This window comes from Photobacterium angustum (assembly GCF_003026365.1).
Taxonomy (GTDB): Bacteria; Pseudomonadota; Gammaproteobacteria; order Enterobacterales; family Vibrionaceae; genus Photobacterium; species Photobacterium angustum.
Map to the genome: position 1 here is coordinate 35,153 of NZ_PYOM01000010.1, position 25,649 is coordinate 60,801.

Below are 25,649 nucleotides of genomic sequence, written 5' to 3' on the forward strand. Positions count from 1 at the left end.
CCTTCAGCATAATCCTTTTTACTTCTTCCTGAAGTTGTTCCTATGGCTTCCATAACCCGTCATAACATCCTGTTATAACTCTCATCTCTTTCCTTAGAGGTGTCCTTTACTTCTTCTTGAAGTGTCCTTGTGTCGTCCTGACTGGCAAATATCCTATCTACCTTTACTACTTCCTGTAGTATCCATCACAGTCCTTGTTTGATAAACCATCCTAGTTCATCACATCTCATCCTGAGATCACCAACGTCCTTGGTTCCAATCCTGTTCCTGTTGCCAGTTCCCTCTGACACCATTAATAATAGGTAAAAGTAGGAATAGAATATAGGTATGAAGTGGAAACTACTCTTTTCTGTATCTATTTATTATTTTAATGCGTTACTTTTATTATTTTATAAACATAGAGTTATAAAAGCAGCATGGACGCTATATTCAAATCAAAGCGTGATTGTCTTAGTTGTTTGTAAGAGATCTCTTACAAATAAGTAAGCAAAAAGGAACATGAGTTTAGTGATAAATGTTTGAGTAGTGTTAAATTTTACTGGATGTAAAGTTTCGCTTTTTTGATGTGGTAAAGTTAAGCCACATTAAAAGAGGAAAGATACATGAGAAAGACTCTGTTGCTGGTGGGGTTATTACTTAGTTCACATGCAATGGCAAATGATCAGGTTTTGTATAACGTATTGGCGAAAATCGTATATGTAGAGCATGGCATGGGTAAGGCGTGGGTTATTGTTGATGATATACATTGCGATACTCATCAGCACAAAATTCAGTGTGATTATAAGGAAGTGACAGAGCAACGCACAATAAAAGGAGAGCTAGCACAACAGCTAGTGGATACGTTACAGCCTTTCATTGGTCTCGATGATATTGATAATAAAAAACTAAAACAGTTTTCTATTAAAAATGCTAAATGTTTAAAACAATCAATACAAAACAGTGCAGGTGAAACGAATGGTAATTATCAATATCAATGTATTATTGAAAAATAAGAAAATGGCCTCTAAACGAAATTCGGAAATAGCGAGCAAAATGCCCGCTATTTTCTAATTAAGGTTAAATAACTGCCGATGCTAAAGGCGGTTTATAGCCTGTTTTTTTATCAGAAATTATTTGTCCATCTTTAATAGTGATAATGCGTGGCGTTCTTTCTGCTAGGCTGACATCGTGAGTAACGACAATTAATGTTCTTCCTTGTTGGTGCAAGTCATTAAAAAGAGCTTCAATCTCTGCGCCTGATTTAGAGTCCAATGCCCCCGTTGGTTCATCCGCAAGGATAATTTGTGGATCGTTAACCAAAGCCCTTGCTATTGCCACACGCTGCTTTTGACCACCCGATAATTGATTCGGTTTGTGGTGAATACGATCGGCGAGTCCTACTTGGGCTAACAAATCTGCCGCTTTTGCTCGACGTTCTTTTGTTTTTACGCCTCGGTATACCAGAGGTAGCGCAACATTATCTAATGCAGTAGCATATTCTAATAAATTAAAACTTTGAAAAACAAAACCAATTTTGTGGTTTCTGATTTTTGCAAGTTGGTGGCTTGTCATTGATGAGACATCGTTATTATCCAGCAAATATTCGCCAGATGTCGGCTTATCTAAACAACCCAGCATGTTCATTAGTGTAGATTTGCCAGAACCTGAAGGGCCAAGAATGGATAAAAACTCACCAGAATCAATAGTGAGAGAGACATTATCTAGTGCTTTAACTAAATTATTTTCTTCGCCATAGAACTTACAAATATGATTAAGCTCAACTAAAGTTGTGTTTGCTGGGGAGGTACCCAATGTATTTGTCATTTTATTCACTTTGTAATGCCTCTAATGGCGTAATACTTGCCGCTTTATTGGCAGGAAACCAAGCTGCAAGAATACCAACCAGAATTAATGCAGAAATTACGATTAACATAACGGACGGTGACAACTCAGGCTTAGGGCTGCCTAAGCTAGTATAAAAACCCGAATCTGAAATAGGGATTGCGTCAATGATGCTGACAAGCCCTAGCGTCATTAGTAATCCGATAAAACCCCCCATAGCCATCGTCATCATAGCCTGCACAATATAATGCAAACGAATGTGGCTAGGTGTTGCTCCTACTGCCATCCGAACCCCAATATCACGTGTTGCACGTTTTACACTGGCGTACATGACATTTGCGATACCTATCCCCGCAACACCTAATGTTACAAAGCCAATAATTCCTAAGAAACTTTGTAGCCCTAGTAAAAATGAACGCATGGTTTCTTGCTGTAGCAGCATGTCATCCGTTTGAATTAACTGTTCATCAGAAATATCAGCGTTGTATTTTCGCGCTATTACTTGCCGTATAGTTTTGGCCAATTGTTCACGGTTGGCGGTAGGTTGAGGTTCTACATTAATGCCTTGGATTGGAGCATTGGGATAAAAGCGTTGCCATGTCGCCAGTGGAATCAATGTACTGTATTCAGATGGAGAGCCCGACTCAATGTTACGATCATCTTCTAGTACACCAATGACGGTGAAATCTTCATCACCAATTTTAAATTGTTTACCTACAGGATCACTGTCGAGTTTGACGTCTTTATCCCAGCTAAACGCCGCTTTGTTAAATAACAGTGCTGCTGTTGTTTTCCCTAAAATAGCGACTTTTCGCTGTTCTTTTGTATCAAGAGGGTTAAACCAGCGGCTACCTGCCGTTAATGTTAAATCATTGAGCTTTTTATAATTGTCCTCTACCGCAAAAGGGAACATAAATGCTTGGCGATCTTTATAATGCGGATTTTCTACCCATGTTGCTGTTGCTGATACCATTTTTACTGTAGGTAGTGCTTGAATAATCTTTTGATCTTCAATAGTTAAATCAAGTGATTTACCTTTGTAAAAATTACCATAATTTATGGATGCGACACCGCTAGAAACATAAATTAGATTGCCATTTCCACTGGTCGAACTGCGAATTAACCCTTGGCGTAAACCCTCACCAGACGCGAGCATGGTACTGATACAAACTGTCGACCAAACAATAGCAAGAATAGTAAGACTTAGGCGAAGCTTTTCTGCTGCCATTTCATGAAAAATTTGTTTAACAGGAAACATTTCTAAGCCCTCGCACTTAATGCAATCACGGGTGTTAAATGTGCAGCCCTACGTGCTGGGAAAAACGCTGCTAATAAAGCGAGTACTGCTGTGATCATAAGAGTAAACACGATAGACGTTGACGTCATAACAGGATGACCTAGCCAATCGGGTAATGAGAGAAGGTTTAAGAATTGAATGATGATGGTAGATACGATGATACCGCAGAGGGCTCCCACCGTGACCAATACCGCACCTTCGACCATAAACTGCATCAAAATATGAGTAGGGGTAGCACCAATGGCAAGTCTTACGCCTATTTCGCGGGTTCTTTCTGCTACAGATAAAAACATGATATTAGCAACACCTAATGCACCTACCGCGAGTGTCATTGCACCGCTAGCACCTAGAAATAGCTGGATACCACGTAATAGGCTGGTATAGAAATCAGCAAAGCGGCTGAAATCGGGCATTTGTACGGCTTGCTTATCTTTAGGATCAAATTGGTATTTTTTCGCGAAAAAGTTTTGCATTGCTGCCCGTAATGCAACGCTTGAAATACCTTTAGCAGGTTGCACTAAAAGATCGGAAGGGTTACTTAGCCATAAGTCATTAAATGTTGTAGTTGGAATTAACGCAGCACGTTTAATTCTAGTAAGCCCACTACTTTCTGTTTTTTTTGAAATACCGATCACTTGAAACGGAATACCATTGATGTTGATCTTGTCGTTCAAGCGAATATTTCCGCGTTTAGCTAAACGCCAACCAATAATAGCAACACGGGTATGGTTCGCTAAATCACTCGGTGATATTTTACGAGAGCCTAGCTCTAAACGCGTGTTATTAAGTGCCAGAAAGTGGTTATCAATACCAAAGACATTGCCTTTTAATTGAGTACCGTCAATATCTGTGACTTGTGCTTTGGCATTCGAATATAAAATAGATACGTGCTTTATTTGATGGACGTCAGACAGTGCACTGAGTTGACTTTCTGTCGCTGTAATTTTTCTTCTTGAAGGGTATCCCTGCCACGGTTTGCTCGTTTGTGCAAAAGAGACTTTCTGTGTATCGCTCATCAGCATAGAGAAGGATTTTAAATGTTCACGATAAAATCCTTCACCTAATGCTACTAAGACTAAAACTGAAACAATACCCCAGACTATCGCAATAATGGCCAATGCACTTCTTAACCTATGGGTAAGCAGTGTTTGAACTGTTTGATTTAGCAATGTGATCATGGCGTTAATGCCTGAGAAATCTGGGTAATTGTTTGGTCATTGAGTTGACCTGTAAGCTTCAGTAATTCAATTCGGTTTAACCAGTATTGATAGAGAAGTTGCTGCAAGTCTTCTTTACTTTGATACACCGTATCTTGGACGTTGATAACGTCTAATGCTGTAGTACCATCAGCCCCAGAGTTAAATAAAACTTCTTTGGTTTTCAGCGCTTTTTCATCCGACTTAACTTTTTCCGCACCCATTTCAACGCGCTTCCAATCCAGAGCAAGTTGGTTAAAGCGCGTCTTTACATTATTTTCGAGATTAAGTTCGACTTTTCTTAATTGCTGTTTAGCAATTTGTAATTCGAGTTTAGATTGTGAAACTTTGGTTTTAATAGTGCCGTTAAGGTCAATTGGAACAGAAACACCAAGGCTTGCATTAATTCCTTTGCTATTATTGTTAAAGTTATTACTGTAACCAACGGATCCGTTAACGGTAGGGTAGTATCCCGCTTGTGCTTTATCTATCCCGAGTTGCTGACGTTTTACATTTTGTTTCGCAATCAATAATTCAGGGCTATTATCTTTAGCTTTTTTTAACCATGCTTTTTCATCATTGACTGCCAGTGCAGGTTGGTGAAGGTTTTGGCTGTCGATTTCATTGACACGATCAGGTGTTTGGTTGATCACGATAGCGAGATCGGACTGTTTTTCAGCTAGATCAGATTGGCGTTGCAAAACTGTTGTTTCAGTGCCGATGACATGCGCTTTAGCATCGTCAATCCCAGTTGACATGATCAAACCGGCTTTGTAACGCTGTTCTGTTAGTGAAAGTAGTTGTTGGCTATCTTTACGTTGTTGCTCTGCAATGATAAGCGAACGTTGAGCTTGTGCTAAAGCGAAATAAGCTTGGATAAGCTCTTCTGCCAGAGTGTTTTTCTGTTGTGTAATAGCGATTTTTGCAATAACCACATCTACTTGTGATTGATCCAATGCAGCCCAGTTTTGGCTATCCCAAATCGATTGACTCAGTGAAATATTATAACCATTACTGTTGCCGCCATCTTTAGTCCAACTTGTACTAGCACCTCCTTGAAGGCTAGGGAGTAGTGCACTCTTACTTAGTGATACACCGTATTTACTCTGACTTTCTTCAAGCTGTTTAATGCGGTAATCAGGACTTGTTTTCTTTGCCGCGGCCCATGCTTGATCAATTGTTAATGCGAAGCTTTGAGTGCATACCAAACCCAGTGAAAGACTCAAAAGTGTGTTACGCCATATAGCTGTCATTACAAGCCCTCGACCATGCTAGCATCGATGATGCTTTGTTTTGGTTCAATACCTGATAAGACTTCGACATTTATACCGTCTGATAAGCCTAGCTTCACGGGAACCTCTTTATAGCCTTTCGTTGAGTCATCGGCGATAAGCACAAAAGGATCATTACCTTTAAAATACAGTGCACGCTCAGGTACCGTCATTACGTCTGTCGCTTTTTTCAATGTGATATGTGCCGTAGCAGTAAAGCCTGAGCGTAAAGTAATATCTTTAGGAAACTGAATGTCACTGACTTTAACTGCAAAACCATTGTCAAAGCTCTGCGTTTGTTGGTTATTATTACTACTATTATTTTCTTTGTTTAGTTTTTCTGATTGCACTGCAACTTTAGTGAGTTTTCCTGCAATTTTTAGATCAGGATAAGGCGCAAGGGTTAAATTAACAGGCATTCCCTCCGTCAGTTGGGCTGCATCATGTTCACTCACTGAACCTTTAAAGATGATATTTTTCATATCAGCCATGGTCATAATTTCTGTTGCTGCTTGGTTTGATTCCGTTGAAGTGATCGGTTCACCGACATCGACTTTGACATCTAATACCGTACCGTTAATCGGTGCATAAATAATAGAAGTGAGCTTGGTGGAGCCAGCATCTGATTCGCCTTTACTCATTAGATCAGATTCTTGTTGTTTTTGTTTTAACTCAGCGGTTTTCGATTTCACAGCGGCTTGTGCTTGAATATAGGCATCGAAATTAGCTGGAATAATTTTTTGTGCCGCTAAACGTTTTAAATTCGCCAATTTTATTTTGGCTGATTCTAAATCGGCTTTGCTTTTTAATAAGTCAGCATTAACACGTGTGAGATCTTGTGGAGTAGGGTTTGGACGAAGCTTTATAACGGGAGAGCCCGCCTCTACTTTATCGCCTAAATTGACATAAATTTTATCTACTATCCCTTCTATTTGAGATTTAATCTTTACCGCTTGAGCCGGCATGATTTGTCCTACCGCAATGGCTTGTTTCTCAATAGTTGCATTTTTAGCAGTTAGCATGGTGAAATGGTGTTCATCAGAAGAGGGAGCTTTAACTGCATAAATACCTAAGGCAGCAATAGCACTTAGGGTTGCAACGACAATCCAGCGTTTTTTCATAGTAATACTCTAACGGTGTAAATCGAAAAAAGGAGTCTAAATATGACAACGATAATCAGTAGAGTTCACAATTTAAATGAATAAAATTTAAATACATATAAATTAAAAGTGTTATTTAACTGTCAAGTTATTTTTAGAACAATAAAAAGGAAATACTTATTAAGAAGTAAAGTAAACATTGGCATTTTCTATAGGAGCAATATGAATAAATAAGCGTTACCCTTCCTATCAAGTGGTTATATTTTGCCTAGTTCTATATTTATTTTACGGGAGGGTTTATGCCTTTCAAACTAATGAGTGAATATTTCTGAGGGAAGTCACTTTAACATTTAAAAATTGAAACTACTTTAAATGACATCAAAAACCATACCTTCCTTCTTTCTTTTTAATAATTAATAGATTAAATGACCAATACTTGCTTAATTGTCGGAATAATCACTCTTCTTTCTTATGTATTAGATTTGAATTTTGGAATTTATGTTTTTTCTGGCTTATTTGATTGAAATTAAACGTTTTAGCAATATATTATAACATTAATTAACGACTTATTAACACGAATAGGGATAAGGATGTTTAATGAAGATAGAAAATAAATTCTTAATCGAAGCTTTCCAAGTACCGTCAAAGGTAGCAGCGAGGGTTGCCCCATTCTTTGACCAACTACCCCCTGATAAGTACATCAACAGCGATCATCGATTTCGTGCTTACGCGCGTTTTCAGTCTGAAAATGGAAACATCATTAAACTGCCTCATTCAAAATTTAAACAGTCATCTCAAGTTAATCGGGTGCTCGGTGACGTTGAACGTGACTTTTCTGATATGTCACAAGACATGGTAAATACCGTTGAATTCCAGCATCTTCTGAAATCATTTATGGAAAGTACTGGGGCTATAGATGATCACTCAGTTGTGGATGTTCACCAAATTCGTGTTACTTGCGACCATGATGCTGCAAGTGCACCTGCGCCAGAAGGAATACATCAAGATGGCTTCCGATATGTTGGTATTTTCTGTGTTCAAAGAAAAAATATCTCAGGTGGATATACGCAAATCTTTGCTTCTCCAGTAGAGCAGCATCCACATATGAATACAGTGCTTGAAGAAAATCAATTCGTAATACTCAATGACGAACGCTTTTATCATTACATATCTGAAACATTATCCAATATTGAAGGGCAAAAAGGAGTAAGAGATGTCTTCGTCTTTACCGCTTAGTCAACATGTAGATCAGTTACGTAAACAATTTCCAGCGTTAAATTGTCAGGTTGATGGTTGTCAAGCTATCTATTTTGATGGCCCCGGAGGCGCACAGCAACCGCTTAGTGTGATAGAGAGTTATGGTAATTATCTTAAGCAAGGTAATACTAACCTTGGTGGCCATTTTTCTGTCAGTCGTAAAACGGTAGAGCTTGTTGATACTTGTCGTGAGAAAGCGGCAGCACTTTTCGGTGCAGAAAAAAAAGAAGAAATTATATTTGGGGCCAACATGACCTCGATGACTTTCCATTTTAGCCGTGCGATAAGTAACGATTGGAAAGAGGGCGATGAGATCATACTGAGTACAGCAGATCATGGTTCAAATCGCTCATCATGGGCTATGGCAGCTCAAGATAAAGGAGTAAAAGTTCATTATATTCCTATCTTGGATAACACTTGCCAACTTGACCTTGAAGCGTTTGAAGGCTTACTTAATGATAAAACCCGACTTGTTGCTGTGACTGCAGCGAGTAATCTATCGGGTACGTTAGTCGATATTGAAAAAATAACACGACTTGGTAAAGCCAATGGCAGCGTCGTTTATATTGATGCAGTGCATCTTTTGCCTCATAAAATCATCAATGTTACTTCTTTAGGCGCTGACTTTGTTGCAGGTTCTGCGTACAAGTTCTTCGGTCCTCACCTTGGTGTATTGTACGGCCGCCAACAGGCCTTAGAGTATTACTCTCCTTATAAGGTAGAGCCAGCCCCTTCATACTCACCGAATTGCTGGGAAACAGGAACGTTAAATTTTGAGGCGTTATCGGCATTCTCTTCGACAATTGATTACTTAGCGTCTCTAGGACACGGAAAGTGTTTACGAGAACAATTAGAGAGTGGTTATGAGAATATTGGCAATTACGAGAGTTTTCTCGCGAGCAAGTTCCTGACGCGCTTGAAAGACTACCCTGCAATTGAATTGTTCGGCGAGCCTAGTATTGATAACAGAACAGCAACGTTTGCACTGCGCTTTGGTGAATTGAACCCAGCAGAGGTAGCTGCTCACTTAGGAGAGCAGGAGATTTACACCTGGAGTGGTCATCTTTACGCAGATATGTTGACAGATGCACTTAAAATAACAGAAAAGGGTGGGATCTTACGTGTCGGATTAATGCATTATAACACTGAAGAAGAAATCGAACGATTTTTCATTGCCCTTGATCAGATACTTTAACGATTGAGTAATCTTTAATAAGAGACCTTATTTTTCAATTGGTAATGTCTTCGTGTTGTTCATACTTGATTTGGCTACGATTCAATTTTCCGTAAACCAAATACGTTAAAAATGGGGGTGATGAAACATTCCCATTTTTAATGTGTCACTGGCTTATTAATGCCATATATCACTATTTAAGTACTTCATTATTTTACTCGTTATCAAACATGCGTAACGCTTATTTTTGCTAGCTGAACATAACACTCAGTCATAAAAACTACAGCTTGAAATGCTGTGCTTTCGAGTCTTTAAAGTGGCGCTATAGACCACGGCTTGAAATGCACTCTTAATGCTAAGTGGCTACCCTACAATCGCCATGAAAGCAGAAATTTAACGTGAAAAGGTCCTGAGAAAAAATGAGCCCTGAAAAGCACTTCCTAGAATGGCAAACTAGTCAAACTTATGCCGAATCCATTGCTCCAGTTTTAGGTCAGCTGTACCGTCAAAAAGGTGTTGAAGTTATACTCTTTGGCAAAACCTTAGTTAATGCGACAACAATCGATATTATCAAAGCTCACCGTGTTGCAAAGCGATATATTGGTTGTTCACTCACAGTTGAACAAACTCAACCAATTATTCATCATCTTATTAATATGGATTTATCACCTTGTCGTATTGATGTCGGGCGCCTCGCACATACATTTTGGGATAGTAATGAAGATACACATGGGCTAGATGATTTCTTGCAAGCAGCACTGAAAGGTTCACTTGAAGATGATCCAATGACAGAACCTCGTGATGTGGTGCTGTATGGTTTTGGTCGTATAGGTCGTTTATTAACTCGATTATTAGTTGAAAAGAGTGGTCCCGGATATCCATTAAGATTACGTGCTATTGTGGTACGAGGTGGAAAAGAGGGTGACTTGGAAAAACGCGCAAGTTTACTACGCCGAGACTCTGTGCATGGCCAGTTTAATGGCAGTATTATTATCGATCATGAACGTAAAGCCATCATTGTGAACGGTAACTATATTCAAGTGATCTATGCCAATAAACCGCAAGATGTAGATTATTCCACTTTCGGTATTAAGGATGCCTTAGTTGTTGATAATACTGGTGTGTGGCGCGATACGGAAGGGCTTAGCCAACATCTTACCTGTAAAGGTACTAAAAAGGTGCTGTTGACTGCGCCAGGGAAAGGAGAAATAAAGAACGTTGTATTTGGTGTTAATGAAGATGTTATTGACCGTGAAGATACGATAATTTCTGCTGCAAGTTGCACGACTAATGCGATTACTCCTGTATTAAAGGCAGTACATGATAAGTTTGGTGTATTGTTTGGTCATATTGAAACAGTACATTCATTTACTAATGACCAAAATCTCATAGATAATTTCCATACCGGAGATCGCCGGGGTCGTGCAGCTTCATTGAACATGGTACTGACATCAACAGGTGCAGCTAAAGCGGTGGCAAAAGCCATGCCTGAAATGGCAGGGAAACTCACAGGTAACGCGATTCGTGTGCCAACTCCAAATGTATCAATGGCTGTAATGAATCTTCAATTAGAGCAGTGTACCGATAAAGAAGCGTTGAACGCTTATTTACGAGAAATAGCGCTCTCTTCAAGGTTGTCTGCACAAATTGATTTCACTGACTCGACAGAAGTGGTCTCGACAGATTTAGTTGGCTCGCGTTATCCGGGAGTGATTGATGGTGTTGCGACCATCGTACAAGAGAATCGTGCCATTTTGTATATTTGGTATGACAATGAGTTTGGTTATAGCTGCCAAGTTGTTCATTGCATGGAGCAAATGATGGGAGTACGTTATAAAACGTATCCTTCCGTTTAATGAATAGTTTTCTTACACCGCTCTTAAAATAACAAAGATACCAGTGAAAATGTATGTGTTTCACTAGTCTGTTTTTATGAAGAGGATTGCCACTTAGTACTACTCAGCATAGTTCTGAGTGGCTTTATCTACTGTTAAGTTAAGCGAAAATTGATCTTTGTTACGGTGTGATAATAATAAGGGAAAGGTTCATTTTCATGAATCGTTATTCGATGCTGATTTTTCTATTTTTAGCCGCTTAATGTGGCGTTATCCTTACTTTTCTAATGCCTATCAGCCTAGATAAAGCAACCAACTAAAACACTTTTGTCTTGAACATTCTCTAATGGCATTTCCTAAAAGAGAAGTGCCAATTTTGTAAGCGTGTTCGCAGCGTTTGAATTTTGTGCTGACTTGCTATTTAACTTATAAACTAAATTGGCATACCAACCATTTACATGGACTTTAAACGAGAACCAAAATGCTTATATACATAGTCATTATCGAAACCATCGACATTCTGACTAGAGAAAATCAGTGGAGTGACGCCTTGCTTTAACGCTTCTTTCTGAGATTCTACAACCAGCGTATTCATGATTATCATGCCTGCTATACTAGAAAATGCCCCTGTGACTTTACCATTCACATTACATAAGCCATCACCAGAGGGAACCTGATTGTCGATGACGACATCTGCAATATCCATTAATTTCAAACCTGAACTATGGCGGCTTGGGTATTTAGATGATTGTTCTACTGACGTTATAGCAATAACCGGATGCCCTTTAGCTTTAGCAAGTTGTGCAAATTCTATTGGAAGCGCATTTCGTCCTGAATTGGAAATCACCATTACTACATCATTGGGAGAAATATTCTGATCATCCCAAATGATTTCAGCCAAACCTGACAACTTTTCCATTGCGGAGCCTCTTAAAGCACCATCATTGGTAAGCAGTACTGAGTCTAAAATAGCATTAATATTGCCAAGGCCGCCTGCACGAATAAATCCTTCTAAACCAATCATGTGCGAATGACCTGTTCCTAAGACTTGTATCATGTTGTCATTTATGATGGCTTGAGCGAACAACTCTTTTGCCTGAGTTAACGCCTTCTGGTTAGTTTCTACTAAAGAGGTAAGTTTTGGCAGTAAACAATCAAAATATTCAGACATTGTTGGGTCTCCTTTATTGTACCGATTCAATTACCTTAGCAGTTCTGATTACTACTCTTGATACTATTCCAACAACTTTAGATACTTTTCTTGAATTATGTAAATGATATGTCATCATCTATCTAAGTGAAGAATGATTCTGAATAACATTAGAATGAAAGCAACCATACAAAAAATACCGCAAAGGCTTGGCTGGTCATGGCGTTATAAGATGTTTAAAGAGGTCGTCAAGGCTGAAAATTGGCATGCTCATCAAGAATTTGAATTGGTTTTACATAGAAACTTTCAAGGTAAATCTCGTGTAGCCCATTTTGAAGGGCAAATTGAGCACAACGAACTGCTTTTGATGGGCCCTGAAATTGCTCATAGTTTTGAATCAATAAATTCTGATGAAAAGAATCCATGTGAAGCACATGTTATTTGGTTTAGCAAAGAATGGATTTCTAATCTTATGTATAGCTGTGCCGAGCTAAGAACATTAATGCCTATTATTAGAGATGCGAATAAAGGCGTGAGATTCTCTACTCAAACTGCAGAAAAGGTTTATCAACACCTCAATAGTTTTGATGATCTTACCCCAATCGGCCAGCTTGCCGTTTTGATCCAAATTTTAGATGAACTATCGGTCGATCAATCACATACAACGCTGCTCTCCTATGCTCAATCAGAAGAAAAGGAAAAGCCCAACAACAATGATTTCAGTAAGATAGCTCAAATTTGTAAGTACATCGACGAACATTATTCATCTGACATTACTTTAAAGAAACTCGCGGACTATATGTATGTGAGTGAAAACACCGTTCACCGTTGGTTTATTCAACACTTTAACGAAAGCTATATATCTTACTTAACCAAATTGAGGTTGAATCACGCGTCTAATTTGCTAATAACGACATTACAACCTATAAGTTTAATTGCCGAGAGTGTCGGTTATACCAATCGTTCCAACTTTAACCGCTCATTTAAGAAGTACAAAGGCATCTCGCCTTCGTTATATCGGAAACAATTCAAATGAGTAGGATTCGTTAACCCTCCACTATAGGGAATAGACGATGATTAAAATAAGTTGATAGACAACGCTTTATTGATAAAACTAGGATGAATAAAGCGCTGCGAATCTTACATAGAGAATTGCGTATAATAATTTATAACCCCATGTATGCCATGAGTTCACTCTTGATACGATTATATTCTCGATTCGTTACTTTTTGTGCTTGATAGTCGGTAGATTCTGCTAGCCCATCTTCTGCGACTTCAATTTCAAGAAAAGGTAGCTCATTGCTATTGGTCATTAGATACAAAGCACGATTACCATCAATTTTATAGTCAAGATCAAAAGCAACAATTGTTTCCATATTGATATAGACAGTATTTATTTTAAGAGCCTTTTTCATCATCTCACCCCTTTAAAATCAATATTTAAGTATTGAGATAAGCATATTCTTGATAATTTATTCTGTCTTTATTGAGTTATGCAAACATACCTTTTGCAATTGCATAATCGTCGATAACTAAAATGGTAATGGGATTTTTTGTTACATGAAGATGTGTCGTACTTCGCCTTTATTTGTATTCGAAAAGAAAGACAAGATAAGAAGTTATAAGATGGGTAATTTATTATTAAGTTGAACAAATGCAAAAATTTAATATAAGTCGAATAAACACTGATTTTGGAATATTTAACGTTATAGGCACCTACAATAAAAATTGTAAAGAGCTAAAAATAAGTCAGATATATCAGATAGGGACTGATGGTTGTTTTGAGCTGGATATTAATAGAGAACCATCTGTTGTTAAAAAATTAGAGCCTTTAATAATAAACCACATTAATTAAAGTGGTTTATTTTTCTTTCTAGTAGCTTAAATTTTTTTATCTCTATTATTGGGTTTATAACCGTGGTTTAGATTTTAAATCATTAATATCACAAGTATTCAAAAAGGGTTAGCAGTGATGCTGTCAATATTATGGATGATGGGTGCACTTTGCTCGTTTTGTTTAATAGCTATTGGTGCAAGAGAGTTGTCTGGTGATATCACCACTGCTCAGTTAATGGCACTGCGTAGTATCATTGGATTAGGCATTATTAGTGCTATTATCTTATATTATCGAGATACCCGTTTATTTAAGACACAACGCTTGCGGTTACATGTGTTTCGCAATGTATTCCACTTTGCAGGTCAATATGGCTGGTTATTAGGATTAACATTATTACCCTTGGCAGAAGTTTTTGCGATTGAGTTTACCGTACCTATTTGGACTGCAATTATTGCCACATTGTTCTTAAATGAACGATTTACCTCAAAGCGTTTGTTTTCCTTAATGCTAGGTTTTATTGGCGTAGTTATTATTGTTCAGCCCGGTATTAAAATCATTAATAGTGCTTCGTTAATCGTGCTAGGGGCGGCGATGTGTTATGCCGTATCTCATGCTTCAACTAAATCACTTTCTACTTCAGATAAGCCATTAACTATTTTATTTTTCATGTGTTTAGTACAACTTCCGTTTGGGGTAATACTGGCTTACCAAGGTTGGCAATCGCCAAATGTCTTTGCGTGGGGCTGGATTGTTTTAGTGTCTGTTTCAGCATTATTAGCCCATTTCTGTATGACCAAAGCAATGCAATCTGCCGATGTAACCTTAGTGGTTATGATGGACTTTTTACGCTTACCTTTAATAGCGATTGTGGGGTTTTATGTTTATGAGGAAGGGATTGATTGGACTCTTTTCTTAGGTGCCAGTTTTATGCTGGTGGGTAATTTAATGAATGTGAGTTCACCTAGAAAAAAATGGTGAATAGTTAATGTTGTCGTTATTCGCATCGTTGGGTTATTACGTATTTCTTATTTTTAGTGGATTATTATTTCTGATTTTGACGCCGTCTACATTGGTGTATGCAGATGCTCATAAAATGTTGTTAATGATGACAATATGCTCCTGTATTATTCTTTGGTTACTGTTTTTTATTTTCTTGTAACGAATGATACCTTTAGAGAAATCGCATTTACACGTATAACAAGGAAAGGAAATAAAATATTCAGTATTGCACCAGCATTCACTTTCTTTACTATAACACCGCTATTTATTTACATATTTTATATAAAAGTGATCCCTAGTGTAATTATTACTTTTCCTATCAATATTGCGTATCAAACTATTGTCATTAAAGGTCTTTCACAAGATAGAAGCATGGGTTGGTGTATTAAGCCTGAAGATTTTACACAATTTATGAATAATAGTATTTGTGATATTCCCTCTGAAGTCGCGAGTAAATTATCATTGAATGATCGCGTTATTTTAGTGGGGAGAAAAACAGATCTTAGTTTTGGCTATTATGCGATGATCGTGACTAAACCTGAATTAGACACTCCCATTAAGCATCACTTTTTTATTAGCGTGGATTTAAGGATAGAGCAAGGCAATGTCGTTTTTACAAAAATTCAAACGCGACCTATTAGTTGAATTGAGTGTTAAGCAGTTATCTGTTCAGGTATTTGGATCGTGTGAAAGGGTGGCTTTATCTCCTTATATTGCAGTTGAAGGTAAGAAAAAGAATGTACTAGCGGTAGGAGATAACGTAAATATTTATCAGGCTCAAATATTACAGTACTTAATCCGTTTGATCATAAACGCTAGTTTGTCGGTGACTTTGCTTGCGCAGATAAGCTGTTGCAATATGCTGTCCGTGAAGTATTAGGTAATAACAAGTTTGCGATAAGCCCACGTATTGTGATGCACCAATTGGAAAAAGTAGACGGTGAACTCACTGATATTGAAGAGCGAGTGTTAAAAGAACTAGCGATGGGAGCCGGGGCTAGGGAGGTTTTAGTCTACCATCACTCGGTTCGCATTCATGCTCAGCAAACTTCTTATACAGCCTTGAAAAAACAATTATGCTCGTAGTCTTATAGTGCCATTAATTTGTTGATTGGTTTAATCGCTTTGGCTAGATATCCTATTTCCGAAAGGGCATTTTAACGGTTGATGTGATCGTTATGGCTTTTTGCTCATTGGTATTTTTTGTAAATCATTTAAGGGTATTGTTGCCAATGGTATTCCATTTGATGTGCCACTTGCTCGGCAAGCACTAAGCTGTGTAATTTTGATACAAGGTATAAGCTCATATCTATTCCTGCTGATATTCCTCCGGATGTAACATACTTTCCATCACAAACCCATCTCTTGTTATCTATGACATTTAGATTAGGGAAGGTTTCGATTAAAATTGGAATGTCTTCCCAATGGGTCGTAACAAATAACTGAGTAAACAACCGGGCTTTCGCCAGTAAAAAAACGCCAGTACAAACAGAAACAACGTGTGTTGCTGTTGTATCAACATGCTTTATCCATGCTAATACTTCTGCTTTATTCATTTCTTCTGTGTGAATACCACCGACAACAATAAGAACATCTATATGCGGGTGATCATTAAAGCTGTAATGTGGCAGAACTTGGAAACCGCCTCGTGCAGTCACTGGAGCGGACGTTTCAGCAATGAGAAATATATCCCAATCTTTTGCATGTAAGCGCTTAGCGGTACTAAAGACTTCGAAAGGTCCTGAAAAATCGAGAACTTCTGCATTCTCGTAAATATAAATACCTATATTCATTTTTGCTCCATGCATGAACGATCTTAAAGGAGAAAGGAACAGATATAACGTTTAGTAGAACTATCATATCGTGCAACATTACTGGAGGTAAGAGAGAAGGTTGTGATGAGTAATACATTTTTGAATGTTTTAATAGAGTAATGAATGACTCTGTAATTTAGTAGTTATTTGAAGTGAAATAGAATAATTAATGAAGTGTTAGCATAATCGTAATCATTATTTTTAACACTCCATACGTGGTGTTAAATCAGTGTTTAGTTGGTGACTTGACCTATAAAAATGAATACGGCAATAACCGTTGGCATATAAGCGTATTTGAGAATTTGTTTTAATTTAAAGCTTGTTAAACGTGGCGCAAAGATACTAAATAAAATGCTGACGTTACATAGAATGAAAAGTCCGTATGTTTTTATGGTAACGTCGTGAACTTTTAATAACTTAATTTGTGCGAGAATTAATACCACATTAAGGACGATGCTAAGGATGCGTGCAATATTAAACTGTGCAGGTTGCATATCATTCGTTGAATTATCTTGCTCAGTTTTAGCAATTGTGTCTGCTGGTTGGTTCATGAATGTATATTCCTGAATGATGACGTTTAAAAGGGCAAAAAAGCCCAACAATGGCATGATAATCAGCCATAATTTTTCGATATTTTAACCAAAGAGAAATTTTGTGATACCCCTAATCATGGCTAATTTTGCAATATCAGGTTGGAAAATTAACAGCAATTGTATCGGCTATTCAGATTAATGTTTAAGTTTCTCTTTTATCGTGTTTTTTAGGTTAATCAGGAAGAATTTTAAATGAAGTTTTTTAAATTTTGATCATGGTTGTTCTTAATAAACGCATGCCAACCCTATTTTCTTCGTCGCTTTCAGATAAGTTAGTCCATATTGCTTGGTTCTCAATTAGCTTGAATAGATATTAATGTTTTTTCGCTGAGAAAGAGTCGGTTGAACAAGATAGTTAATAATTTTTAAATGATGCTAATTATAACATTGATCACCCGTTATTTAATGATGGATTTTAAATAACGGGTATATGGTATTTGAAAACTTTATTTAGTGAATTAAATCAATAAAAATACTTAATTACACTTATTTTAATACTATTTAGCAATGCCACCTTGGGTTAATTTCGCAGGATCGAGTAATTTTTGCAGCTCTTTACGGCTAAGATCGGTCTCTTCTTCTGCAACATCAATAATTGCGCGTTGCTCTTTGTAAGCTTTTTTAGCAATTTCAGCGGCTTTCAAATAACCAATAACTGGATTCAATGCCGTAACCAGAATAGGGTTTTTCGCAAGTGCAGTTTGTAAGTTATCTTCACGAACTGTGAAGCTCAATATTGCTTTGTTAGCGAGTTGAACAGAAGTGTTTGTTAGTAGCTCAATACTCTGACTAATATTTAGAGCAATGACGGGAAGCATAACATTTAGTTGAAAATTACCAGATTGACCAGCAATAGTGATAGTCGTATCGTTGCCAATCACTTGTGCTGCCACCATGGTTGCAGATTCAGGAATAACAGGGTTAACTTTACCAGGCATGATAGATGAACCTGGTTGTAAAGCTTGGAGTTCTATTTCTCCTAGTCCTGCAAGTGGGCCTGAATTCATCCATCGTAGATCGTTGGCGATCTTCATTATTGCGACAGCCGCTGTTTTTAGTTGTCCTGAGAGGCTAACAATCGCATCTTGGCTAGACATGTTATAAAAGAAATTGTCACTAGGTTTGAAAGATGATTTCGTTGTCGCAGAGAGATGTTTAGCAAATAAATCAGAGAAGGCCGGTACTGCATTGACGCCTGTTCCTACTGCTGTACCGCCTTGTGCTAAGGCTTTCACTTGCGGCAATGTTTGCTGTATTCCAATTGATGCTGCATCTATTTGATATTTCCAGCCACGGAGCTCCTGCGCCAAAGTAACTGGCATTGCATCCATTAAGTGTGTACGTCCTGTTTTAACTACATTTTCAAGTGTCTGTGCTTTTGACTCAATGGCTTGGCTTAAATACTGTAATGCTGGAATAAGCTCTTGTTCAGTAGCAAGCGATGCGCTTACTGCGATAGCGGTTGGAATAACATCATTACTACTTTGCCCCATATTGACATGGTCATTTGGGTTCACTGTTTTGCCAAGTTTTTGTGATGCCAGTGTTGCAATCACTTCATTGGCGTTCATGTTTGAACTGGTTCCTGAGCCAGTTTGGAATACATCTACTGGAAATTGCGTTAAATGCTGTCCATCAATGATTTCTTGGCAGGCAGAGATAATCGCATCGGCGGTGTCTGTTTCTAATAGTGCTAATTCGGAATTGGCTTTTGCGGCTGCTTGTTTGATTAATGCTAATGCTTGAATAAATGTAGCTGGCATGGTTAACCCACTGATTGGAAAGTTATCAACAGCTCGTTGGGTTTGCGCTTGATAGAGTGCTGCTTCAGGTACTTGTACATCACCCATACTATCTGTTTCTATGCGGTATGTAGTCATTAATCTTTCCTTTATAGATCATTGAGGTATTGGATTTCTTTAAGATCTTTTTGCAGTAATAAAAAGTGTTTATGGCCTGTTCTTGATTGATTGTAATAATGTTTTAGCGCAATTAGAGGCTCATGGATTTGGTTTAAACAAATCCTACGAAGTATTGGGCATTTTGTTGCGTCATTAATGGTATTCAAAAGGTTGTAAAAGAGGCGGCGAAGAAAAAGCTCTTCTAATAATGGATTCGCAAAATCAGATTCTTTTCTATACCAAGTCGCGAGGCTTAAACTTGATTGAATGTAATTAGCAACAAGATCATGTTCTAACCCATTCTCATTTTGATGAATAAGAAAGAGATCTTCTGCTTTATAAAATGATTGGTATAAAAAAGTGGTTTCAGTCATTATCCGCATCTCGATATAGATCTTATTGATAATCATTATCATTGATTGTTTTGAAAATTATTTCAAGTTTTAATTGCTACTGATAATTATTATCATCTATGTTGACCTTGATTATTGTTATGTTATAACATAACAATAAAGCAGCAAGGGAGAGTAAAAATGAAAGAAGGTATACATCCAGAATATCGAACGGTGGCATTTCATGATACTGGTGCAGACAAGTACATAATGGTTGGTTCAACAATACAAACGTCAAGAACAGTTGAACTAGAGGGAGAAACATATCCTTATGTTACGTTAGATGTTTCTATGCATTCTCACCCGTTTTACACCGGTAAGCAGAAGATGACTAAACGTGATGGACGTGTTGCTCGATTTAATAAACAGTTTGCGATGACAGGGCTAAAAGGGGAATAACGATGCAGGTATTAAGCTCATTAAAAAGTGCAAAGAAGCGTAGTAAGGATTGCCAAGTCGTTAAACGTCGTGGTCGCCTTTATGTTATTTGTAAATCAAATCCAAGATTTAAAGCAGTACAAGGCAAGGTAAAGAAGAAAAAGTAAGATAGCAATAGTAAAAGGATGAATCCTAACCGGCTAGGTATCGTCAATTATATTAAAATAACATATTACATATGAAGCCCATTACGATCGTGATGGGCTTTTTGTTTTATTATCGACGTTGGCAACTAGTACATCCGCGACAAGCTTGTCTTGTTGATTTATCTAATAATGAGCGTTGTACACGACAGTAGGCATTTTTCAATGCTCGGCGTCCTGAAAACCAATCATCAGGCTTTTCCATGATTAAATAACCACCAAAGCGTTTTACTAACGCCTCACGATTGGTATTGATAAATTGGCTGTCGTAGCTAATCTCAAAGTAATCAAGCGCTTGCTCAATAGAAGTAAAACTCTTAATCGTGTTGAGAATATTTGGTTTGGTCATGGTGCTGTCTCTCTATGGTGAAAGCGAAAGGTAACATAGAGGGAGGTGAGGTGTTTTGATTTTGATCTGTGGTTGGAATTGTTAATAAATTGTTTGTTTATTAATCGTATTTAACTATTGTAGGAGGGACGAAAAGAAAAAGGATACTAAAATGGAATTGTTATTTACGACCTACCTAACAGAATTAATAGCCGTTGTTACTATTACGATTTTAACCATTATTGCACCGGGACCTGACTTCCTTATTGTGGTTAGAAATAGCCTCGTTCATTCAACGCGTTCAGGTATTCTCACTGCATTAGGTGTTGCTGCTGCGATTTGGGTACATATCTTTTATACTTTAGCAGGGATTGGCGTATTACTTTCACAATCTATTGTGCTCTTTTCTATCGTTAAATACCTTGGTGCGGCTTATTTGCTTTATATTGGTTATAAAAGCCTAAAAAGCACTGCGAAGGCAACATTAGAAAATACTGATCTTAAAAAGCAAGATATTAGTGCTATAGCAGCTTTTAAAATGGGATTTTTAAACAATATGTTAAACCCTAAAGCGACGTTATTCTTCCTGAGTTTATTTACTCAGTTAGTCAGTGCATCGACACCTATCGCTATTCAAATTACCTATGGTGCCATTGTGTCGATAACGTGTTTTGTGTGGTTCTCGCTAGTCGCTGTGTTCTTAAACCGCAGTTACATTAAAAATGCTTTCCTATCGGCACAACAGTATGTCGAAAAAGTAATGGGAGCGGTGTTAATGGCATTAGGCGCGAAGGTTGCGTTATCAAGTTCTAATTGATATCGGTTTGCTTGAGATAAACGAAAGCGATCGGAGGATCGCTTTTTTGATCATATTAAATATAAATGCTCAGCAAGTGTCTGCTGAAATTAATAACATTTGCTGTGAGAGTGGTGTACTTAAGGTTATTGTATTTTGTCTAATAAGTGATTTTCTCGTCACAATGTAGCTGTACTCGATGTTACTGGTATTTAGCCGAAGTAATAAATTGCTCAAAAGACTCACACCACACGATCACGGTATTGTATTTGGTTATATCAATGCTCTGAGGCACATTCACAACGAAATTATCAAAAGTTTTCACGTTTCCTACCAACACCATGTTGGTTTTTTCTTGGTTAAATTCTGTCTCGGTTTCTACAAATTTAGATGATAGGTATAGTTTATAATCAGGGCCCGGTGCGAGTTTTCCCATTAAGGTTATCTTTGTTGGTGAAATTGATACTTTTCCTTTGCCCCAATGAAGAAAATCGCTGCCAGCTAAATCACGCTTAAATTCTGCTGAATACTGTGCTTGTGTGGAAAGGCTGGTGACTTCAGATGTTGTTGGTGCTGTTGGCGCAGTCAAAATAGGTAGTAAATAGATCCCTAGAGCGACACCAAATGCGCCAGCAAGTAAGTGAGTGATAAGGAGTGTGATTGATTTTTTGATAGTCATAAGTCTACCTTTGCTGAAACACTAGGTTTGTATCGGTATTGCTTAAAACTGTTATAAATTCAAATTATTAATACTTTATTTTTAATAAATATACAAAAAGCCTGTAATGATCACTCACTACGGGCTTTGTTTATTGTTATTCGTTAACCAATTAAAAATTATTATTTAAGTGATCAATATAAAAACGCCCTAACAAGAAGGGCGTTGAAGTGAATAAAAAAGTGAATTAAACGGCAACACTGTTAGGTTGTAAGTATTGCTGCCAAGCGGTTTGGTATAAATGTAATGACTCTTGACGTAGGTTTTTAATTTTCTTCTCTTCAAACTCTGTCAGGGGGCGTTTTTGATGCAGAGCTAAACGTTCAATTTTCTGAATTTGTTCGTAAATATCATGCTCTTTACCATTCTTCACATCAGAAATATCTTTTAAGTGAAGTTGTACTTCTGCAATGATCTTACTTTGTGGCAGTTCAACTAATACATTCAAATCTCGGTAACCAGAAGCCGTTGGTTTTTTAAAACGGTTTTTAACACCAACAATGGTCGCTTCTTTGCTTAATAACTCAAAAGATTGCACTAAAGATGAAACATCGTTAGCGACGAGAGAAGCACGTGCGATATCAGTAATTTTATTAGTTTGACCATTTAGCTCTGTTTCAATTTTATGTTGCGCACGTGCCATTGACTTAACGGCAGGTACTAATGCTTCAGTTGATGAAACTAGGCTAATGCTACGCATAAGGTTTGCTAATTCAGCTTGTGCTTGAGTTGATGCTTGATACAAGGTAACAAAGTCATCATAAGGTTGTGCAATGTTGTTATTTTTCCAAGATTTAATGCTATATAAACCACTTAAATCACGTTGAAATGACTTACGGCTTGCTTGAGATAATCGTGTTGGTGATGGTTGGTCAGAGATTGTGTATGCAGGCGCAACAGCTGGTGCTGCAACCACCGAACGGCTAAGCATACAGAACAGAATAAAGCTTGTACGTAGAACAGATTTTACATCCATTAAGCAACTCCCAATGATATTGTCTTTCAATATCAAACACACAAAAAGGATATCTAAAAGTGCTGTGTAGTTTGTCGGTGCTTGGTTTTACTTTCTGATCTGATGTTAACAATATAGCCTGAATGAGAGGTAAACTCTGTGTCAATATTCATAAAATGACAAAAAAGCCGCATAAGAATGCGGCTTTGATCACATTATTGTATGTTGTTTTATTAGCTGGCTAGATTGAAAGGCTGAGTATAGGTTTGCCACGCTTTTGCATATAGAGCTTGGGATTTATTCTGCAAGCGTTTGATTTGCATCTTTTCAATATCGTCTAACGGTCGACGTTTAATTATCGAAATACGTTCGATTTTTTGAATCGCTTCATAGATATCATGCTCTTCACCATTTTTGATTTCAGCAATAGCTTCAAGGTGCAGTTGAATTTCAGCGATAAGTCCACTGTTGCTTAATCGAACTAAGACTTTGATATCGCGATAACCTGATACAGCTGGGGTATCAAAACGATTTTTCACTCTAACGATATCGCAATATTGAGCTAAGTAGTTATATGCTTTCACTAAATCGCTAATATTTGTTGCGACAACACTGCCACGTACAACATCGGTAAGTTTATTTACGTTACCGTGTAATTCTGTAGCAATTTTTGTTTCAGCGCGTTTTTGTTTTTTTATTCCAGGTAAAAAAGCCTGCGAATGACTAACAAGAGCTGCTGCTTCTAACAGTATATTTAGCTCTTGTTGAGCTGGGTATGCGTGCTGGTATAACTTTTCTAACTGATTATAAGGCTGTGTAATATTGTGCTGACGCCAGCTAGGAATTTGCTGTAGCTCTTTGATAGAATGCGATGAATTAAATAATGCACTCGTTTGATCAATGCGCTTGAAATTATGACTATTTGTTGAATCTTGAAACATAGCATCAGCAATTGTTTCATTGCTAATCGCAAAAGGTAGTAGACGATGAGTACGAGCTACAGTTTGAATAACCATTTTTTACTCCTTTAGCACAGCGCACTAGCAAATGGCAGCTAAGTCTGTGGTTTATTCCTGAACGTCCTGTTCTGGCGCTAAAGATAATACTTTATTTTTAAAAGTGGTAATAAAAATGTGTATATTTGTTAACGATAATCCAACATTGTGAGAAAGGTCATAAAACCATACTTGTTGGGAGGTTAATTATGCTTTCAATGAGAGTGATAAGTTACTTTTGTTGTTTAAAGTTTGTTCAATGTAAACATTTATAGTGTTTAATCGTAGGGATAGTAAGTAATGCAGGAAAATCTATTAATTGGCTTTATCGTTATTTGGGTAGCACTGGTTGTTGGTAGTGTGATGATATTCCAACGTGGTAAGGATGTAGCAAAAAAGCGCAAATTATGGCCAATTTATACCGTGTTTAGTAACGTTGTGATTGGCGGGTTCATTATTTATATGCAGCCACCAACAATATGGCTAGTTGCGATTCTAGTGTTATTGGTACCATTAACATTACTGACTATTCGTTCTACCAAGTTTTGTGATAGCTGTGGGCAGGCAACTCGCGCCCCATTTTTTATGAAGCCACCACAGAAATGTAGTCATTGTAATAAGCCGTTAAGCTAATTTTTTAGCGCTTATATTAAGCAAGCCATCATCGTATTGCTCTAAGTTGATAAAGAGTATTTATAGTGATGGCTTGTTTGTGATTAAGCTTTAGCCGTTAACGGGAATGTTTCAAATTGAATGCCAGACCAACCGTATTTAATGAAATGACGAATATTTTGATGATCATTATTATCAGGATGTTCTAACACATCTTGACGGTAATATTGACCAAAACAAGCTAGCGTTTCTTGTTCTGAGAGTTGATTTAATTGCGCAAAAGCAAAAATCTTACATGAACCTTCATTTGTTCCTGCATCATTCTTTAACGTATCGTCTTTTAAACCATTGTAAAATGTCGTGGTTTGATAATCATAATGTTCAGTGATCACTGCCATAACATGGGAAAATTCAACGGTGGTTGGATTTTGTTTAATGGTTTGAAGTAGTGCGTCCATTTACGTTTTTCTCCTATAAAAAAGGCCAGAATAATTCTGACCTTAGTATTGTAAAATCGTCCAGCGATTATCGCTGTTTTTTTGCTTGGTTCTTTAGCTCGTAATCTAGCTCGTCAGGATAGATCACTAAACCTTCTTGATCTTGAATTGGGAATACAACGATAGCCAGTTCGTCATCTTCAAGGCCATGCGTCCAACGGCTATGCCACTTGTTTAATGAAATAGCTTCTGCTTTACAATTATCCCACTCACCAGTCGCCCATGCTTCTGCAAACTCTTTATTTGGCCATACTGGTACGCAGTCTTCATCATCGGTATTAAGCATTACACAACCGTGTTCATCGATAAGGATCCAAATTTCACGGTTAGCGACAACTTCTTTAACTAAATGCTTGTAACGCTTTTCGGCATCAAAACCTTGGATTGTTTCAATTGCTGTTGCATCTAATGGCGTAGACATGGGTGTATTACCTTGGTAGTTATGTCGATTGTTTGTAAGAATAAATCAAAATAGAACAGAGATCTTGTTTTATCCTACTGATATTACAATTTTATGGGGTTTTATCGGG

29 protein-coding genes are annotated in these 25,649 nt (G+C 37.5%); 12 read left to right on the top strand and 17 right to left on the bottom strand.

Features of this window, described 5'->3' with window-relative positions; all coding sequences use genetic code 11:
- The first annotated feature begins 602 nt into the window (after positions 1–602).
- A complete protein-coding gene (locus tag CTN01_RS11735) occupies positions 603–992 on the top strand; it encodes a hypothetical protein (protein ID WP_045149452.1) in 390 nt (129 codons plus the stop codon).
- Between the two features lie 64 nt (positions 993–1,056).
- Here CTN01_RS11735 and CTN01_RS11740 read toward each other — a convergent pair whose 3' ends face one another.
- The 5 genes from CTN01_RS11740 to CTN01_RS11760 are packed head-to-tail and all read right to left on the bottom strand — an operon-like array spanning position 1,057 to position 6,706.
- A complete protein-coding gene (locus CTN01_RS11740; RefSeq protein ID WP_045149450.1) occupies positions 1,057–1,803 on the bottom strand; it encodes an ABC transporter ATP-binding protein in 747 nt (248 codons plus the stop codon).
- Between the two features lies 1 nt (position 1,804).
- Positions 1,805–3,079: an ABC transporter permease gene (locus CTN01_RS11745; RefSeq protein ID WP_045149448.1), complete on the bottom strand. Its 1,275-nt coding sequence runs from the start codon at positions 3,077–3,079 to the stop codon at positions 1,805–1,807.
- A 2-nt stretch (positions 3,080–3,081) separates the two neighbouring features.
- Positions 3,082–4,296 carry an ABC transporter permease gene (locus CTN01_RS11750; RefSeq protein WP_045149446.1) on the bottom strand — a complete coding sequence of 405 codons (1,215 nt, stop codon included), beginning with the start codon at positions 4,294–4,296 and terminating at the stop codon, positions 3,082–3,084.
- Positions 4,293–5,567 carry a TolC family protein gene (locus CTN01_RS11755; protein ID WP_045149445.1) on the bottom strand — a complete coding sequence of 425 codons (1,275 nt, stop codon included), beginning with the start codon at positions 5,565–5,567 and terminating at the stop codon, positions 4,293–4,295. The genes CTN01_RS11750 and CTN01_RS11755 overlap by 4 nt, the downstream gene beginning before the upstream one ends.
- The gene (locus CTN01_RS11760) at positions 5,567–6,706 is read right to left on the bottom strand and encodes an efflux RND transporter periplasmic adaptor subunit (RefSeq protein WP_045185920.1); all 1,140 of its coding nucleotides are present in this window, start codon (positions 6,704–6,706) and stop codon (positions 5,567–5,569) included. The genes CTN01_RS11755 and CTN01_RS11760 overlap by 1 nt, the downstream gene beginning before the upstream one ends.
- Positions 6,707–7,282: 576 nt before the next feature.
- Here CTN01_RS11760 and CTN01_RS11765 point away from each other — a divergent pair.
- From CTN01_RS11765 to CTN01_RS11775, 3 genes are all read left to right on the top strand, one after another.
- The gene (locus tag CTN01_RS11765) at positions 7,283–7,921 is read left to right on the top strand and encodes a 2OG-Fe dioxygenase family protein (RefSeq protein WP_005365892.1); all 639 of its coding nucleotides are present in this window, start codon (positions 7,283–7,285) and stop codon (positions 7,919–7,921) included.
- Entirely contained in the window at positions 7,899–9,137 is a 1,239-nt protein-coding gene (locus tag CTN01_RS11770) for a cysteine desulfurase-like protein (RefSeq protein WP_045149441.1), read from the top strand. Before CTN01_RS11765 ends, CTN01_RS11770 begins: the two co-directional genes overlap by 23 nt.
- A gap of 398 nt (positions 9,138–9,535) precedes the next feature.
- Positions 9,536–10,972, top strand: a complete 1,437-nt coding sequence (locus CTN01_RS11775) for a glyceraldehyde-3-phosphate dehydrogenase (protein WP_045149439.1) — start codon at positions 9,536–9,538, stop codon at positions 10,970–10,972.
- 433 nt (positions 10,973–11,405) lie between these two features.
- On the opposite strand, the gene CTN01_RS11780 is transcribed toward CTN01_RS11775, so the two are convergent.
- Entirely contained in the window at positions 11,406–12,122 is a 717-nt protein-coding gene (locus tag CTN01_RS11780; protein ID WP_045149438.1) for a sugar isomerase domain-containing protein, read from the bottom strand.
- Between the two features lie 154 nt (positions 12,123–12,276).
- Here CTN01_RS11780 and CTN01_RS11785 point away from each other — a divergent pair, with 154 nt between their 5' ends.
- Positions 12,277–13,137, top strand: coding sequence for an AraC family transcriptional regulator (locus tag CTN01_RS11785; RefSeq protein WP_045149474.1), 861 nt, complete (start codon positions 12,277–12,279; stop codon positions 13,135–13,137).
- A 130-nt stretch (positions 13,138–13,267) separates the two neighbouring features.
- On the opposite strand, the gene CTN01_RS11790 is transcribed toward CTN01_RS11785, so the two are convergent.
- Entirely contained in the window at positions 13,268–13,516 is a 249-nt protein-coding gene (locus tag CTN01_RS11790; RefSeq protein WP_045149436.1) for a hypothetical protein, read from the bottom strand.
- 557 nt (positions 13,517–14,073) lie between these two features.
- Between CTN01_RS11790 and CTN01_RS11800 the strand changes: the two genes are divergently transcribed.
- From CTN01_RS11800 to CTN01_RS23040, 3 genes are all read left to right on the top strand, one after another.
- Entirely contained in the window at positions 14,074–14,916 is an 843-nt protein-coding gene (locus CTN01_RS11800) for a DMT family transporter (protein ID WP_107188329.1), read from the top strand.
- Between the two features lie 135 nt (positions 14,917–15,051).
- Complete coding sequence (locus tag CTN01_RS11805) at positions 15,052–15,582, top strand: hypothetical protein (RefSeq protein ID WP_244156070.1); 531 nt, start codon at positions 15,052–15,054, stop codon at positions 15,580–15,582.
- Between the two features lie 207 nt (positions 15,583–15,789).
- On the top strand, positions 15,790–16,023 hold the full coding sequence (locus CTN01_RS23040) for a hypothetical protein (RefSeq protein WP_244156069.1): 234 nt from the start codon (positions 15,790–15,792) through the stop codon (positions 16,021–16,023).
- Positions 16,024–16,151: 128 nt separating this feature from the next.
- On the opposite strand, the gene CTN01_RS11815 is transcribed toward CTN01_RS23040, so the two are convergent.
- The 4 genes from CTN01_RS11815 to CTN01_RS11830 form a co-directional block, all read right to left on the bottom strand.
- Positions 16,152–16,730, bottom strand: a complete 579-nt coding sequence (locus CTN01_RS11815; protein ID WP_045128753.1) for a DJ-1/PfpI family protein — start codon at positions 16,728–16,730, stop codon at positions 16,152–16,154.
- 254 nt (positions 16,731–16,984) lie between these two features.
- Positions 16,985–17,359, bottom strand: a complete 375-nt coding sequence (locus CTN01_RS11820) for a fumarate hydratase (protein ID WP_244156068.1) — start codon at positions 17,357–17,359, stop codon at positions 16,985–16,987.
- Positions 17,360–17,841: 482 nt separating this feature from the next.
- Positions 17,842–19,224: a class II fumarate hydratase gene (locus CTN01_RS11825; protein ID WP_045149432.1), complete on the bottom strand. Its 1,383-nt coding sequence runs from the start codon at positions 19,222–19,224 to the stop codon at positions 17,842–17,844.
- Positions 19,225–19,235: 11 nt separating this feature from the next.
- A complete protein-coding gene (locus tag CTN01_RS11830) occupies positions 19,236–19,619 on the bottom strand; it encodes a hypothetical protein (RefSeq protein ID WP_005365867.1) in 384 nt (127 codons plus the stop codon).
- A 159-nt stretch (positions 19,620–19,778) separates the two neighbouring features.
- Between CTN01_RS11830 and CTN01_RS11835 the strand changes: the two genes are divergently transcribed.
- Together CTN01_RS11835 and ykgO are read left to right on the top strand one after the other, a co-directional pair.
- Positions 19,779–20,036, top strand: coding sequence for a type B 50S ribosomal protein L31 (locus CTN01_RS11835; protein WP_005365865.1), 258 nt, complete (start codon positions 19,779–19,781; stop codon positions 20,034–20,036).
- Positions 20,037–20,038: 2 nt separating this feature from the next.
- The gene (ykgO, locus tag CTN01_RS11840; protein ID WP_005365863.1) at positions 20,039–20,182 is read left to right on the top strand and encodes a type B 50S ribosomal protein L36; all 144 of its coding nucleotides are present in this window, start codon (positions 20,039–20,041) and stop codon (positions 20,180–20,182) included.
- Positions 20,183–20,291: 109 nt separating this feature from the next.
- On the opposite strand, the gene CTN01_RS11845 is transcribed toward ykgO, so the two are convergent.
- Positions 20,292–20,567 (bottom strand): nitrogenase-stabilizing/protective protein NifW, encoded by a 276-nt coding sequence (locus CTN01_RS11845; RefSeq protein ID WP_005365860.1) that lies wholly within the window; start codon positions 20,565–20,567, stop codon positions 20,292–20,294.
- 151 nt (positions 20,568–20,718) lie between these two features.
- On the opposite strand from CTN01_RS11845, the gene CTN01_RS11850 reads away from it, so the two are divergent.
- On the top strand, positions 20,719–21,363 hold the full coding sequence (locus tag CTN01_RS11850; RefSeq protein WP_045149430.1) for a LysE family translocator: 645 nt from the start codon (positions 20,719–20,721) through the stop codon (positions 21,361–21,363).
- Positions 21,364–21,544: 181 nt separating this feature from the next.
- Here the strand turns inward: CTN01_RS11850 and CTN01_RS11855 are convergent, their stop codons facing one another.
- The 3 genes from CTN01_RS11855 to CTN01_RS11865 form a co-directional block, all read right to left on the bottom strand.
- Positions 21,545–22,021 (bottom strand): DM13 domain-containing protein, encoded by a 477-nt coding sequence (locus CTN01_RS11855; protein WP_045149428.1) that lies wholly within the window; start codon positions 22,019–22,021, stop codon positions 21,545–21,547.
- A 226-nt stretch (positions 22,022–22,247) separates the two neighbouring features.
- Positions 22,248–23,036, bottom strand: a complete 789-nt coding sequence (locus CTN01_RS11860; RefSeq protein WP_005365854.1) for a nucleotidyltransferase family protein — start codon at positions 23,034–23,036, stop codon at positions 22,248–22,250.
- 212 nt (positions 23,037–23,248) lie between these two features.
- On the bottom strand, positions 23,249–24,031 hold the full coding sequence (locus tag CTN01_RS11865; protein ID WP_045149427.1) for a nucleotidyltransferase family protein: 783 nt from the start codon (positions 24,029–24,031) through the stop codon (positions 23,249–23,251).
- Between the two features lie 279 nt (positions 24,032–24,310).
- Here CTN01_RS11865 and CTN01_RS11870 point away from each other — a divergent pair, with 279 nt between their 5' ends.
- On the top strand, positions 24,311–24,643 hold the full coding sequence (locus tag CTN01_RS11870; protein WP_045084197.1) for a hypothetical protein: 333 nt from the start codon (positions 24,311–24,313) through the stop codon (positions 24,641–24,643).
- A gap of 83 nt (positions 24,644–24,726) precedes the next feature.
- On the opposite strand, the gene CTN01_RS11875 is transcribed toward CTN01_RS11870, so the two are convergent.
- Together CTN01_RS11875 and CTN01_RS11880 are read right to left on the bottom strand one after the other, a co-directional pair.
- Positions 24,727–25,080, bottom strand: coding sequence for a HopJ type III effector protein (locus tag CTN01_RS11875; protein WP_045128748.1), 354 nt, complete (start codon positions 25,078–25,080; stop codon positions 24,727–24,729).
- A 67-nt stretch (positions 25,081–25,147) separates the two neighbouring features.
- Positions 25,148–25,540, bottom strand: coding sequence for a DUF2750 domain-containing protein (locus tag CTN01_RS11880; RefSeq protein WP_005365846.1), 393 nt, complete (start codon positions 25,538–25,540; stop codon positions 25,148–25,150).
- Between the last annotated feature and the right edge of the window lie 109 nt (positions 25,541–25,649).

Bases quoted from the DNA above. Each gene is read 5' to 3' on its own strand.
- CTN01_RS11735 (WP_045149452.1), top strand. From the start codon at position 603: ATGAGAAAGACTCTGTTGCTGGTGGGGTTATTACTTAGTTCACATGCA.
- CTN01_RS11740 (WP_045149450.1), bottom strand. From the start codon at position 1,803: ATGACAAATACATTGGGTACCTCCCCAGCAAACACAACTTTAGTTGAG.
- CTN01_RS11745 (WP_045149448.1), bottom strand. From the start codon at position 3,079: ATGTTTCCTGTTAAACAAATTTTTCATGAAATGGCAGCAGAAAAGCTT.
- CTN01_RS11750 (WP_045149446.1), bottom strand. From the start codon at position 4,296: ATGATCACATTGCTAAATCAAACAGTTCAAACACTGCTTACCCATAGG.
- CTN01_RS11755 (WP_045149445.1), bottom strand. From the start codon at position 5,567: ATGACAGCTATATGGCGTAACACACTTTTGAGTCTTTCACTGGGTTTG.
- CTN01_RS11760 (WP_045185920.1), bottom strand. From the start codon at position 6,706: ATGAAAAAACGCTGGATTGTCGTTGCAACCCTAAGTGCTATTGCTGCC.
- CTN01_RS11765 (WP_005365892.1), top strand. From the start codon at position 7,283: ATGAAGATAGAAAATAAATTCTTAATCGAAGCTTTCCAAGTACCGTCA.
- CTN01_RS11770 (WP_045149441.1), top strand. From the start codon at position 7,899: ATGTCTTCGTCTTTACCGCTTAGTCAACATGTAGATCAGTTACGTAAA.
- CTN01_RS11775 (WP_045149439.1), top strand. From the start codon at position 9,536: ATGAGCCCTGAAAAGCACTTCCTAGAATGGCAAACTAGTCAAACTTAT.
- CTN01_RS11780 (WP_045149438.1), bottom strand. From the start codon at position 12,122: ATGTCTGAATATTTTGATTGTTTACTGCCAAAACTTACCTCTTTAGTA.
- CTN01_RS11785 (WP_045149474.1), top strand. From the start codon at position 12,277: ATGAAAGCAACCATACAAAAAATACCGCAAAGGCTTGGCTGGTCATGG.
- CTN01_RS11790 (WP_045149436.1), bottom strand. From the start codon at position 13,516: ATGAAAAAGGCTCTTAAAATAAATACTGTCTATATCAATATGGAAACA.
- CTN01_RS11800 (WP_107188329.1), top strand. From the start codon at position 14,074: ATGCTGTCAATATTATGGATGATGGGTGCACTTTGCTCGTTTTGTTTA.
- CTN01_RS11805 (WP_244156070.1), top strand. From the start codon at position 15,052: ATGCTCCTGTATTATTCTTTGGTTACTGTTTTTTATTTTCTTGTAACG.
- CTN01_RS11815 (WP_045128753.1), bottom strand. From the start codon at position 16,730: ATGAATATAGGTATTTATATTTACGAGAATGCAGAAGTTCTCGATTTT.
- CTN01_RS11820 (WP_244156068.1), bottom strand. From the start codon at position 17,359: ATGCCATTGTTGGGCTTTTTTGCCCTTTTAAACGTCATCATTCAGGAA.
- CTN01_RS11825 (WP_045149432.1), bottom strand. From the start codon at position 19,224: ATGACTACATACCGCATAGAAACAGATAGTATGGGTGATGTACAAGTA.
- CTN01_RS11830 (WP_005365867.1), bottom strand. From the start codon at position 19,619: ATGACTGAAACCACTTTTTTATACCAATCATTTTATAAAGCAGAAGAT.
- CTN01_RS11835 (WP_005365865.1), top strand. From the start codon at position 19,779: ATGAAAGAAGGTATACATCCAGAATATCGAACGGTGGCATTTCATGAT.
- ykgO (WP_005365863.1), top strand. From the start codon at position 20,039: ATGCAGGTATTAAGCTCATTAAAAAGTGCAAAGAAGCGTAGTAAGGAT.
- CTN01_RS11845 (WP_005365860.1), bottom strand. From the start codon at position 20,567: ATGACCAAACCAAATATTCTCAACACGATTAAGAGTTTTACTTCTATT.
- CTN01_RS11850 (WP_045149430.1), top strand. From the start codon at position 20,719: ATGGAATTGTTATTTACGACCTACCTAACAGAATTAATAGCCGTTGTT.
- CTN01_RS11855 (WP_045149428.1), bottom strand. From the start codon at position 22,021: ATGACTATCAAAAAATCAATCACACTCCTTATCACTCACTTACTTGCT.
- CTN01_RS11860 (WP_005365854.1), bottom strand. From the start codon at position 23,036: ATGGATGTAAAATCTGTTCTACGTACAAGCTTTATTCTGTTCTGTATG.
- CTN01_RS11865 (WP_045149427.1), bottom strand. From the start codon at position 24,031: ATGGTTATTCAAACTGTAGCTCGTACTCATCGTCTACTACCTTTTGCG.
- CTN01_RS11870 (WP_045084197.1), top strand. From the start codon at position 24,311: ATGCAGGAAAATCTATTAATTGGCTTTATCGTTATTTGGGTAGCACTG.
- CTN01_RS11875 (WP_045128748.1), bottom strand. From the start codon at position 25,080: ATGGACGCACTACTTCAAACCATTAAACAAAATCCAACCACCGTTGAA.
- CTN01_RS11880 (WP_005365846.1), bottom strand. From the start codon at position 25,540: ATGTCTACGCCATTAGATGCAACAGCAATTGAAACAATCCAAGGTTTT.